We start from the raw sequence: 12,011 nt of genomic DNA on the forward strand, positions 1-12,011 counted from the left end.
TTATTTTACACAATCCATAACAGAAAGTTTATCGTCAAAACCGTAAAATAATGTTACCTTCATCACAAAAGACATTTATTAAAACTAAAAAATTATGCAGAAAAATCCGGCTTCAGCACTCGTCTTGTGGATTATCTCAGCCCATGTTTTTATGGGCATCGTCGCGTATGAGTGGTTACCAGCAAGTTATCGTGGCAGTTGGGTTTTCCTTCTCATCCTTTTGATCGCGGGTGCATTTTTAAATGTCGGTCTGGCCATCATCCTCGGGTTAATCACCTTCATTGGAGTTGCAGTTTACTTCCTGCTCGACTTAGCCAATCAAACTTATGTCGAGCGTCAGCTGCTGTTATTGTTTGTACTGCCCATCACTCCGATTTTTTTAAGCGCCATTCGTCACAATATTCAGAACGCACTGAAAACCTTCCGCGCAATTCAAAGTTATGATCGTAATTATCAACATGATATTTTGCCGCTAACTGCGTTAAAACACTTTCAGGGTGAGTTAAAGAAGCTGCTTAAACTCACGCACAAAGATCACTACAAGATTATTACCACCCAGATCGACAATACCGTACTGATTCGGGAAATGCTTGGTGAAGATATCTGGAAAGAAACTCAGAATAAAATTATGGCGATTCTCTCGACTGAAAGAGATAGCGTCATTTACCATTTTATTAATGAAGAGCTGAGCCAGATTAAGAGTATCGTCATTCATGAACCTGTTGTTGAAGAAAATCAGATCTATCCTGTATTTATTCAGCAGCTTCAGGAACTCACTGTATTAAAGCTCAAAATTGAACAACATACTGAATATTTGAGCCCTCAAGATCAAGAGGTGCCTTAATGTCAGTACTGCTTAATATTTGTGGTTTGCTGGTGAGCACTGCAAATTTTCCAGATACCACCTTACAACAATTTTATCAGCAGTATTATCACTGTTCGATCCAGCCTGCACAAAATCAGGTCAACCCTCAAACTGAAACACCCAGAAATATAGCGGCCCTGTTCCCCCAACCGGCCACATGGTGGCCCGTGTTCACCTCAGATCAGCTTGAATCTGAAAGTTTTAAACGCCTCATTGATAAGGGAATAAAACCCGGCGTTATCCTGCCCAATGAATATTTTAGTGCGGTTAAATATTATAAAATCAAAAAAGCGGTGGATGAAGGTGCAATTCCTGTTGCCTTTTACCAAATGCAACATTCGAAATATTTTGCTGCCAAAGCCACCTTTTCAACAGCATTGGGATTAAGACCCCTCGCCGCCCTGATTGAAACTGGCTGGGATGAAAACCTGATTTCACAACCTGCGGGCAGCTATATCATCCAGTCCGATAGCCCGAATGAGCTACGTATCCCTGCACGTAAAATTCAACATCATCAACATTATTTTTATCAGGCCATTAAAGATCCCTCACAAGCTTCGGGTTATCAGGTGGTGATTAACCCTCCAGCAGATATGCCTGTCAATAATATTGAATATCCACATCTAGGCATCTCATGGGACATCAATAATATTCAATACACCAGTACAGCAGACGGTGTAGAAACAAATATTTTTGGTTATTTACTGATTGCGTTGAGTACAGTCGTGATCCCATTAGACTATGTCTACTCAGCACAGTATCCAAGTTTGCTCAGTACCTTCGGTAGCTCTATTTCCTGGATCTCATTATTACTTGGCGGCGGATTGCTCCTGATTTTGATCATTTCCATCATTCGCAGGAGAAGAATAAATGCCCGCAATTGATATTCTTTTCCTGTTCGGTTTTCTAGGCATCTGGATTCCTCAAGCCTTCTGGGCATGGCTCAGTTATCAAGCCTGGAAATATTCGAAAAATGCAGCCAAAGAACTGGAGAATATGCCAGTTCCAGAACACTGGCCTGTATTAAGTGTCTTAATTCCAGCCTATAACGAAGGTGTGGTCATTGAAGATACCTTACATGCCATTGCACAACAGGATTATCCAGCCCATGCTTATGAAGTTTTACTCATTAATGACGGTTCCAAAGACAATACTTTAGAAATTGCGGAACGCATGGCAGAGATTTACCCTTGCATTAAAATCGTCAATGTACCCAAAGGAATAGGCGGAAAAGGAAAATCGCGCACACTGAATAATGGTTTGCCGCATGCCAAGGGTGAATTAATTGTGGTCTATGATGCAGACAGTACGCCCGAACCCGACTGTGTGCGTTTATTGGCGCAAACATTACTGGCAGATAAAAAACTGGTTGCCGTCAACGGTAAAGTACGCACGCGTAACTGGCGTGACAGTATTCTGACCCGTTTCATCGCGATTGAATTTATTTTCTTTCAATGGATTTTCCAAGGTGGACGCTGGCAGCGTTTCGAGCTTTCTACCCTGATGGGAACCAATTATGTGATCTGGCGTGATGCGCTGGAAACACTGGGTGGTTTTGACGAAAAATCGCTGGTCGATGATACCGAAATGAGTTTCCGAATTTTTCTGGGTCAACGCCGGATTAAATGGGTACCTTATGCCGTCGGCTGGCAACAAGATCCGCCATCCTTAAGTGTCTTTGTTAAGCAACGTTCTCGTTGGACACAAGGAAACTTTTACGTCACCAGTAAATATTTACCGATTGCGTTAAGAAAACCGTTCCCGATCGGGATCGAAATTTTTAACAATATTATGTGTTATGTCCTGTTTGTGCCCGCACTGATCTGGAGTCACATTACGTTAACCCTTGGTTTACTGGGTATTGCCGGGATCACTGTTCCTGGCCCATTTACCTTACTTTGGGGCTTATCGTTCTGTCTATACGTCGCACAAATGTGGTTTACCTTATCCCTAGAAAGAGCCAAACCTCAACTATATTTCTTCTCGGTTTTATCTTATGTCACCTATTCACAGGTCTTTCTATTTATCGTGTTTAAAGCTGCCTACGACATGCTGAAAAATAAGATACAGGGAAATTCATTGCAGTGGTACAAAACTGAGCGCAGCAAGGAGAAAAAATAAATGAAAAAGAATCCATTACATCATCAGATTTTTAAAATACTGGTCGCAAGTGCAGCGCTTTCCTTGCCCGTGTTGGGCTCTGCTGACACACTGAATACCTGGACATTTGATAATATCAATACCTCCAATAAATACACGATTGAGCCGCATTTCTTTTATGTGGGCAAAGGCTCAGAATGGCAAAACATTCAGTTTAGCAGTGAATATTCGACTGAACATTTCACCACTTTACTGGTGAAATTTGATGACAAACTGATTTATAACACCACTTTGAATGGTGATGGAACGCTGAACTTTAATATACCAGCGACCACGAGTGGTTTTCACCGCTTAGATTTCATCTTGCAACAATACTCGCCAACGACATCACCTGCGGCTGATCGCACCACCTTCTGTAGTGAAGATGTGGATCAAGTGACTTATCTTAGTAATTCAAAAATTGATTACCAGCGCCATCGGCCAATTTATCGTTTAAAAGATTTACCTGATGCCTTGTTTAACCCACAAGTGGTACGCCCTACACCATTCGTCGGGGTCTTAAAATACAATCGAGCCAATATCAATGAAGCCTCTATGCTGGGGCGTTTAATCAGTGCATGGGGCTCAGTCACCCCGATCCAGTGGTATGAACAAAATGCACCAGAGAATCAGCCAGCCAACTTTTTTATTGAAATTGCAAAATCTGCAACGCCTTTACCCAACGGTACTTTAGTTCAAATCAGTGCTGAGAATGAGGTTCCGACTTTACGTATTCAATATGACAATCCGGAAAAGCTGGTTTCCGCTATTAACGGTTTATTAAATCCAAATTATTTACAACAGCTCGATACCTCATCCACCTATCTGCCCAATAAACTGGCTGCGCCTGCTTGGGCACAGATCAAGCAAATCAAAACCCTTGCTGACTTAGGTATCAGTGATTTCCGTTTAAATCAGGCTGAAAAGAATCTATTCTTAAACTTCCCTGCGGTCTGGCAACCGACCGATATTCTACAAGGACAAATTGCCTTACGTGTCCAAAGTGGATTACTCGAAGGCTCAAACATTACTACATGGATTGATGGTGGCTTGGCGGGTAGCTTAAAAACGGCAGAGCTAGATTCTGATCCAGTGAACCGACAATTTAACTATTTCGCTAAAACCATTTCCAATAACACCAACTTTAGCCTCAAGCTGGAAAACTCGGTCATTGTAAACTCACAATGTCTGCCAACCGCCAAAGGTTCACTCTGGATTGATACACAAAAATCAACCGTGAAACTGCCGCACAAACTCAAAAATGGGGTTGCTTCACTTTCCATGAGTTTTGCCACACATCCAACCATTGCGATTGATGAAAATCCGGGCAGTCTGGAAATTGCCATGACCATGAGTCAGGTGGCTAAAAAAATGCTGATGACCAATGATCCGATTCCTTTGAATCTGGTCAAGTTTGATCCAGCCAAACCTGAACTTTTAAATGTGCAAGTCAACCCGAATATATATCGTCAACAGGTATTGATGCATAAAGATATTCTTTATGCTCCAGCAACTGCACGTGGTTTTCTGGTAAGTTTCCACGACCAACGTTTCAATGTCATCACAGACTCGATTGCGGGCGCGCAGAACTTCACCAAGCTTTGGGATAAAATCCAGACAAATATTCCAAATAATGCCAGCAAAATCTTGGTGGCAGAAAATGGGCAAGTGTTTATTTTACAAAAAATTATTGTGGGTAATCAGAAAGCACCTTTAGTCCAGCAGTCATCATTCTTTATCTTGGTTGTTATAATCTCTGCTATCATGATTCTTGCAATTTTGCTCTGGTACTGGCGTAAACGACCGAATGCTAAAAATAAGGCAGATTAAATTTATACTTTTAAAAATTATTACGTTATCCGCCTTATTCAGTTTAGGGGGTTGCATGCACTTCTTTCAGGCAGACGTGCAACCTCCCCAGATTGAAGGAATTTTTTGGCAACCCGATTTAGCCACCACCCCGCCTTCAGGTAACTGGAATTTACTTGGCGTTTCAACCTTTGTCCCGCAGTGGTCCACTGTACAATCCAAAGCTTGGTTTGATCATGACATGGGTTTTGAAAAATGGGATAAAACCCTCAACTTAAAACAGCTCAATCAGCAACCGTGGTCTCAACATATTATTTTGGGGCTGGCGGGTGAATATGATGAAAAGCTTGCCCGTTCAAATGTTCTGCAACTGGCAGAAAACTCGAAACAGATCATTGAGAAAACCAAATCAATTCCATTAAAAGGTTATTACTTTCCTGTGGAAGCAGATCCGACATGGTTAGGTGTAGGTGTATTGGCACAAGCTTTAGCGACCTTACCTCAACCCGTCTGGGTCAGTATTTATAGTGCAGAGCAGTCTCCTGAACATCTGGATTCTTGGCTGAAAAGCTGGTTACCGCACAATACCGATGTATTTTTTCAAGATGGCGTCGGTGTAGGAACCCGCTCTCCCCAGCAGGCAAAAACTATTCTGGAAGATCTTCAAAAAGAGTTCGGTAAAGATAAGGTCGTGATTGTTTTAGAAGCTTTCCGTCCAGTAAAAGCAGGCCAGTTCCGCTCAGCTTATCCGTGGGAAGTGATTGAGCAGCTTAAAGCCTATGAAGGACAGAAAGTTTATATTTTTGATGGCCCGCATTATATGAACCGTATCACCGTTTATGCCGTGGCTTTATGGTATAAACTGAAATACGGCTCAACTACCTGACCCTATTTATAAGTGCGATTAGAAGCTCTTATAAAATACCAATTCAGTGCGCGTGTTGTTATAGGTATCTGTTCCATCAGCTAAAGCATCTTTGAAATAACGTCCATATAAACGCTCAACACGTAGCTTTACTGGAACATAGTTAAAAGGCTGCCATGCAACACCCGCACCATATTCAAATAAGTTATTGTAATTTTCACCTTCTGAATCGGCCAAAGTATGTAGCTTGCCATAAGCTTGTACGGTACCCGCTTCACCACGATAGACATTAAAACCAGAGCGCAATCGTAAATCCGCAATAACGTTATAGTCTTCTCGTGAGTAACTCGCGACATTACCGTATAAATCAGTGAAATAATCATTCCAGATGGTACGCTGTTCCACCGCGGGATTGGCATACCATTCCTGATATCCCGTTACACCACCGACCACACTTTCACGGAATTTATCTCGATTACGATCAATCAGATCATAGCTGCCGCCCACTTCCAAATAAGCACGAACAGGAATCGACTGCCACGGCTGATAATTTGCACCAACACCAACAGTTACTGCATTTTCGTCGATAATCTCAGGACGTACCCCACCTTTCGATTTGGTATCACGGTTCAGGTTCACAAAGCCATATACCTGCGCCCGACCATTATCCAGATTTTTACCATATCGCATTTTCAATGGGAAAATGAAATCGTCATAACGCGACTCATAAGAAGGCGCAAAGTAGACATCTTTAAAAGTTGATGGTACAGCTGAAACACTGAGATTCTGAACCGCTTGTTGTGCCTTGTTCGCCATTTCCGGGTCAGATGAAGCCGATAAATCTTTAAAGATCACTAAAGCTTCTTTATTTCTTTTTTGCTGGTTGAGTAAATAAGCTTCTTGCAATTTCAGTTGTTCATCCTGCGGTGCAAGCTGTTCTGCTTTACGCACACTCTGGATCGCTTCATTTTGCTTGTTCAAACGAATTTGTAAATAGGTCAGGCTCTTCCAGACTTTAATATCTTGTGGTGTGAGTTGTCCCAATTCAATCAGGATTTTTTCAGCTTCTTCTTGCTGGCTTTGTTCAATTTTATAAAATTTATCCCAACGGTCATAAATCGGATTACCGGGTTTATATGCCGCATCCCCTTCTTTCACAAAATCAGGCTCAGCACTCACCGCCTGTTGTACAGGTACGATTAGACCTAAAAGTAATAGTGTATGACTCAGCAGCTTATTTTTGGAATTGTTCATCGCAAATCTCAACTAAAAATATTCACAATATGGTCTATGGCGAGAAGGCTTAATTAGCATTTAAAATGTTAAATTGTTCACATATTATAACTAAATCATCGTTATGCTATCGTTAAAATAAGTTAATTTATAATAGATTAAGTTTATGAATCATCAATAGAATTTTACAAGCAATTGAACTGTTATAGAACTAGACACGAACAAATTAAATTGATTTAAAAGAGCAAAATTATGTCTTTTTCACAACATGCAGAACCACATGTGATACAACGTTCAGGCTGGCTCCGTGCGGCTGTGTTAGGTGCCAATGATGGCATTATTTCTGTTACCAGCCTGCTTATGGGGATGGCGGCTAGTGGGGCAAGTTCTCACACCTTATTGATTACCTGCATCGCTGGGCTAATTTCGGGCGCAACGTCTATGGCCGCAGGTGAATATATCTCAGTCAAGTCTCAAGAAGATATTGAAAAATCGGACCTGAGATTTGAAGCACGCGAACTGGAAAAAAATCCGCATGCCGAATTAACAGAACTGACCCAAATCTATATCTCACGGGGTTTAAATCCTGAACTTGCTCATGAAGTTGCCAAACAACTCACTGCACATGATGCACTTGGTGCGCATGCACGAGATGAAATCGGCATTCATGAAAATACTACCGCCAATCCTGTTCAGGCCGCACTGTCTTCTGCCGCCTCTTTCTCTTGTGGTGCAGCCTTGCCTATGTTGGCAATCTTGCTCAGTCCAGACACATGGATCGCACAGGCTGTGTTAATCACAGGAATTATTTCACTGGCTTTATTGGGTGCATTGTCGAGTTACTTTGCGCATACCTCAATGCTCAAAGGCAGCCTGCGCATTACCATATGGGGCATCTTGGCAATGGTATTTTCCAGCTGGGTGGGTTCCTTATTTAATGTGACTCCGATTTAGGCCAATATGCTGTCATTTTGAAAATAGCGTCTATATTCAATAATTAAATAGCGATTATTATTTGCAAGCCTTTTTGTTTTTACGTTAAGGTAATTAAAAATGCAGTGAGTCATCCACCATGTCAATTTTAGAATTATTAGAAATAAAACATCCGATTTTACTTGCGCCCATGGCTGGGGTTTCTACACCTGAACTTGCTGCTCAAGTGTCAAATCAAGGTGCATTCGGTTCTTTAGGTCTCGGTGCCAATACGCCTGAAGCAGCCAAAGCACAAATCTTAAAGACACAAGAACTAACTGATCATCCCTTTCAGGTGAACTTCTTTTGTCATCAATCAGAACAGCTCAACCCTGAAACTGCCCAACAATGGATTGAGTATCTTCGTCCCCAATTTGAAAAATTTTCTGCAAAAACCCCGACCCAGCTCAACTGTATTTATCCCAGCTTTTTAGACAATGATGACTTTCTCAATGTGGTGCTTGAAACACGTCCCAAAGCAGTCAGTTTTCATTTTGGTATCCCACACCCACATCAGATTCAGGCTTTAAAAGAAGCTGGCATCATGACCATGGTATCTGCAACCAATTTACTTGAAGCCCAAGCAATTGAAGCGGCAGGTATTGATATTATTATCGCGCAAGGCATTGAGGCGGGTGGGCATCGCGGGATTTTCAATCAGCATTTTGATGCTGCGATTAAAACCATTGATCTGGTGCAACTCATTACAAAACACTGCAACCTCCCCGTAATTGCAGCAGGCGGCATCATGAATGGTGAACATGCCAAAGACATGCTCAAACACGGCGCTGCAGCAGTACAATTAGGGACAGCGTTTGTACAATGTAAAAGTTCCAGTGCCAATGCTGCCTACCGCAAGGCATTATTTAATCAAACGATCACTCAGATTAGTGCTAGTCTTTCAGGCCGACCCGCACGTGGTTTAATTGGCACATGGCATACACAGATCGATACTCCAAATCGTCCTAATGTGCCTGCCTATCCATATACCTATGATCTGGCGAAGCAATTGATGAGTATCGCCAGTGCGCAAAATGACTTTAGTTATGGTGCTTTCTGGGCAGGCAGCAATGTCAGTCAAATTCGAGAGCTGGAAGCGGCCGATTTAGTCAATCAACTGGTACTGGAAATAAAAACCAATTAAATTTTGCGCGTAAAAAAGCCGACCATAATCGGTCGGCTTTTTGGTAGATCACTTTATTTAATCGCCTCAAGTAAAGTATGTTGAGCATTATGTGGTGCTTCACCTTCCATCGGTCGCGCACGTTCCCATACACCATCCCCTTGTAGCAACCAAGCTTGCTGATTGTCTTTGAGGTAATTCAATAAACCCAGTTGGTAAATACGCTTTTTCAAGGCTGGATCTTCAATTGGGAAACATGCTTCAACACGGTTAAACAGATTACGATCCATCCAGTCAGCGCTTGAACCGTATATACGTGGGTTACCATTATTGCTGAAATAATAAACCCGTGTATGTTCAAGGAAACGTCCAACGATCGAACGCACACGAATATTTTCTGACAAGTTTGGTAAGCCCGGACGTAAACAGCAAATTGAACGAATAATCAGATCAACCTGCACGCCCGCTTGCGAAGCTTCATACAGTTTATTAATCAGTTGAACTTCCGTTAAAGCATTCACTTTAATAATAATTTGTGCAGGTTTACCAGCTTTGGCATTGGCAATTTCGTCATCAATATAATTGATCAACTGGGCATGCAAGGTGAATGGTGCATGAAGCAACTTTTTCGGCTTCGCCATTTTGCCCATACCTGTCAATTCCTGAAAGATACGATGTACATCTTCACACAGGTCTTTATCGGTGGTCATGAGGCCATAATCTGTATAAATACGTGCGTTGGTGGCGTGGTAGTTCCCCGTACCTAAATGCACATAACGCACCAGTTTATTATTTTCACGACGTACCACCAGAATCATTTTGGCATGCGTTTTATAACCCACGATACCATATACCACTACGGCGCCTGCTTCTTGCAATACGTTCGCCACTTCAATATTAGATTCTTCATCAAAACGGGCACGTAACTCAATTACTGCCGTGACTTCCTTACCATTACGTGCAGCTTCGGCAAGCACTTGCACGATTTCTGAATCGGCTCCACTACGATAAAGCGTTTGCTTGATGGCCAGCACTTGCGGATCACGTGCAGCCTCACGCAACAACTGAATCACAGGCGCAAAAGATTCAAATGGATGATGCAATAAAATGTCCTGTTTCTGCATTGCTGCAAAAATACTTTCAGACTTTTTAAAAGCTTTTGGAATCACAGGTGTGTGTGAGTCATAACGTAAATGAGGACGTTTGAAATTTGATAATAAACGTGCCAGATTTACAGGACCATCTACGCGATAGAGTTGTTCTTCATTTAGATCAAACTCATTGAGCAGATATTCATAAATATGTTTTGGACAGTTATGGGTTACTTCCAGACGGACTGCACGGCCAAATCGACGAGAACTCAACTCACCTTTTAACGCTTTTGCCAGATCTTCAACATCTTCGTTTAGCGCTAAATCGGCATTACGGGTGACACGGAATTGATAGCAGCCTGTTGCGGTCATACCAGGGAACAGATCAGAGATATGTTCATGGATAATTGCCGAGAGCATGACATGGTGTTCTTTACCATCGGTTAATTCATCTGGCAAACGCACTACACGCGGTAATGAACGCGGTGCAGGGACAACCGCTAAATCAATCTGACGACCAAAGGCATCTTTCCCTTCTAAGGTCACAATAAAGTTCAGGCTTTTATTCACCAGTCGTGGAAATGGATGTGCAGGATCCAGACTGATTGGCGTAAGCACAGGTGCCACCTGTTCATGAAAATATTTCTTGATCCATGCCGATTGTGCAGGCGTCAATTCACCACGACGTAAGAAGCAAATGTCTTCTTCACGTAATTTCGGCAAAATTTCTTCATTTAAAATTCGGTACTGACGTTCGATTGCAGCATGTGTTGTTTTTGAAATCTGCTCTAAAACCTGCTTAGGCGTCAAACCATCTGGAGTGCGGCTTTCATTGCCCAACGTCAGTTGTTCCATCATTCCCGCAACACGGATCTCAAAGAATTCGTCCAGATTACGTGAAAAGATCAGAAGGAAGTTCATCCGCTCTAATAATGGATGAAGTGGATCGACAGCCTGTTCCAGTACGCGTAGATGAAAATCGAGAATCGAAAGCTCTCGATTTATATAACGATCGTTGTAACTGTATTCTATTGGCGTTGTTGTCGTCACTGCAGTATTCATACCCAACCTTGTTGCTTTATCATTCATCAAGTGATGATTTAAGTATGCTGCAAAATTATGTCAATTTGGTAAAAAAGCCCAAAATATTGGGCTTTTTTTTGAAATTTAGCGAATTATTGCGGAAGTTGTATCCCATTCATATATTTTAAGATCACCCGCTTGCGATATTGCAGTTTACGGTCATTGCGGTTGTCTTGATAATACTTTGGATTTGGCAACAATGCGGCTAAAAATGCAGCCTGCTCTCGGGTGAGACTTTTAGAACTTTTTCCATAATAAAATTGAGCTGCTGCTTCAACACCATAAATGTTCTGACCAAACTCAACCGAGTTCATATAGACTTCCAGAATGCGTCGTTTTGACCACATCCGCTCCATCATCCATGTCGCTACAGCTTCCTGCCCCTTGCGGATGAAAGAACGTTTATTATAAAGAAACAGGTTTTTTGCCAGCTGTTGTGAAACCGTTGAACCACCCGCGACCAGTTCACCTTTTTTGCTATTGCGCTCCAGTGCAAACTGGATCCCCGCCCAGTCAAAACCATGATGATGAATAAACTTGGCATCTTCGCCCGCTAAAATTGCGCGTTTAAAGTTATCACTAATATTGTCATAGTCACGCCATTCCTGTTTGATCGGTTTAAAGTCGGTAAAGTAATCCCAACGCATAAACATGGTCGTATTCACTGGATGGGTTCTCCACCAGACCAGACTACTAAAAATCCAGAGCTGGATCAGTAGAATGACGCCAATAATCAACATTACTGCGCGTGCTAAAAAGGCTTTCATTAAAGTGCATCACTCCATCATGCAATGAATTCATGCTAAGCTATTTTTTATATCAATAACTAGC

At 42.0% G+C, this 12,011-nt stretch carries 10 protein-coding genes; 7 read left to right on the plus strand and 3 right to left on the minus strand.

The window, feature by feature from the left end; all coding sequences use genetic code 11:
• Positions 1-94: 94 nt before the first annotated feature.
• From AWW72_RS03915 to AWW72_RS03935, 5 genes are read left to right on the plus strand one after another with little or no spacing between them, the layout of a single operon-like run.
• A complete protein-coding gene (locus AWW72_RS03915) occupies positions 95-844 on the plus strand; it encodes a hypothetical protein (protein ID WP_062846511.1) in 750 nt (249 codons plus the stop codon).
• Positions 844-1,749: a hypothetical protein gene (locus tag AWW72_RS03920; protein ID WP_062846512.1), complete on the plus strand. Its 906-nt coding sequence runs from the start codon at positions 844-846 to the stop codon at positions 1,747-1,749. The genes AWW72_RS03915 and AWW72_RS03920 overlap by 1 nt, the downstream gene beginning before the upstream one ends.
• Positions 1,736-2,986 (plus strand): glycosyltransferase family 2 protein, encoded by a 1,251-nt coding sequence (locus AWW72_RS03925; protein ID WP_062846513.1) that lies wholly within the window; start codon positions 1,736-1,738, stop codon positions 2,984-2,986. The genes AWW72_RS03920 and AWW72_RS03925 overlap by 14 nt, the downstream gene beginning before the upstream one ends.
• Positions 2,987-4,834, plus strand: a complete 1,848-nt coding sequence (locus AWW72_RS03930) for a hypothetical protein (protein WP_062846514.1) — start codon at positions 2,987-2,989, stop codon at positions 4,832-4,834.
• Positions 4,812-5,699: an alpha-amylase family protein gene (locus AWW72_RS03935; protein ID WP_171254673.1), complete on the plus strand. Its 888-nt coding sequence runs from the start codon at positions 4,812-4,814 to the stop codon at positions 5,697-5,699. The genes AWW72_RS03930 and AWW72_RS03935 overlap by 23 nt, the downstream gene beginning before the upstream one ends.
• Before the next feature lie 18 nt (positions 5,700-5,717).
• On the opposite strand, the gene AWW72_RS03940 is transcribed toward AWW72_RS03935, so the two are convergent.
• Entirely contained in the window at positions 5,718-6,932 is a 1,215-nt protein-coding gene (locus tag AWW72_RS03940; RefSeq protein ID WP_062846516.1) for a tetratricopeptide repeat protein, read from the minus strand.
• A 231-nt stretch (positions 6,933-7,163) separates the two neighbouring features.
• Between AWW72_RS03940 and AWW72_RS03945 the strand changes: the two genes are divergently transcribed.
• Both AWW72_RS03945 and AWW72_RS03950 read left to right on the plus strand, forming a co-directional pair.
• Positions 7,164-7,865: a VIT1/CCC1 transporter family protein gene (locus tag AWW72_RS03945; protein WP_062846517.1), complete on the plus strand. Its 702-nt coding sequence runs from the start codon at positions 7,164-7,166 to the stop codon at positions 7,863-7,865.
• 118 nt (positions 7,866-7,983) lie between these two features.
• Positions 7,984-9,027 (plus strand): NAD(P)H-dependent flavin oxidoreductase, encoded by a 1,044-nt coding sequence (locus AWW72_RS03950; protein ID WP_062846518.1) that lies wholly within the window; start codon positions 7,984-7,986, stop codon positions 9,025-9,027.
• A 53-nt stretch (positions 9,028-9,080) separates the two neighbouring features.
• On the opposite strand, the gene ppk1 is transcribed toward AWW72_RS03950, so the two are convergent.
• Together ppk1 and mtgA are read right to left on the minus strand one after the other, a co-directional pair.
• Positions 9,081-11,159: a polyphosphate kinase 1 gene (gene ppk1 / locus AWW72_RS03955; RefSeq protein ID WP_062846519.1), complete on the minus strand. Its 2,079-nt coding sequence runs from the start codon at positions 11,157-11,159 to the stop codon at positions 9,081-9,083.
• 113 nt (positions 11,160-11,272) lie between these two features.
• Positions 11,273-11,947: a monofunctional biosynthetic peptidoglycan transglycosylase gene (mtgA, locus tag AWW72_RS03960; protein ID WP_004770313.1), complete on the minus strand. Its 675-nt coding sequence runs from the start codon at positions 11,945-11,947 to the stop codon at positions 11,273-11,275.
• Positions 11,948-12,011 lie beyond the last annotated feature (64 nt).

It is taken from the genome of Acinetobacter sp. NRRL B-65365, from assembly GCF_001605865.1.
Taxonomy (GTDB): domain Bacteria; phylum Pseudomonadota; class Gammaproteobacteria; order Pseudomonadales; family Moraxellaceae; genus Acinetobacter; species Acinetobacter vivianii.

Coding starts and splice junctions, on each gene's coding strand:
- AWW72_RS03935 (WP_171254673.1), top strand. CDS start 4,812: ATGCTAAAAATAAGGCAGATTAAATTTATACTTTTAAAAATTATTACG.
- ppk1 (WP_062846519.1), bottom strand. CDS start 11,159: ATGAATACTGCAGTGACGACAACAACGCCAATAGAATACAGTTACAAC.
- AWW72_RS03940 (WP_062846516.1), bottom strand. CDS start 6,932: ATGAACAATTCCAAAAATAAGCTGCTGAGTCATACACTATTACTTTTA.
- AWW72_RS03925 (WP_062846513.1), top strand. CDS start 1,736: ATGCCCGCAATTGATATTCTTTTCCTGTTCGGTTTTCTAGGCATCTGG.
- AWW72_RS03915 (WP_062846511.1), top strand. CDS start 95: ATGCAGAAAAATCCGGCTTCAGCACTCGTCTTGTGGATTATCTCAGCC.
- AWW72_RS03945 (WP_062846517.1), top strand. CDS start 7,164: ATGTCTTTTTCACAACATGCAGAACCACATGTGATACAACGTTCAGGC.
- mtgA (WP_004770313.1), bottom strand. CDS start 11,947: ATGAAAGCCTTTTTAGCACGCGCAGTAATGTTGATTATTGGCGTCATT.
- AWW72_RS03920 (WP_062846512.1), top strand. CDS start 844: ATGTCAGTACTGCTTAATATTTGTGGTTTGCTGGTGAGCACTGCAAAT.
- AWW72_RS03950 (WP_062846518.1), top strand. CDS start 7,984: ATGTCAATTTTAGAATTATTAGAAATAAAACATCCGATTTTACTTGCG.
- AWW72_RS03930 (WP_062846514.1), top strand. CDS start 2,987: ATGAAAAAGAATCCATTACATCATCAGATTTTTAAAATACTGGTCGCA.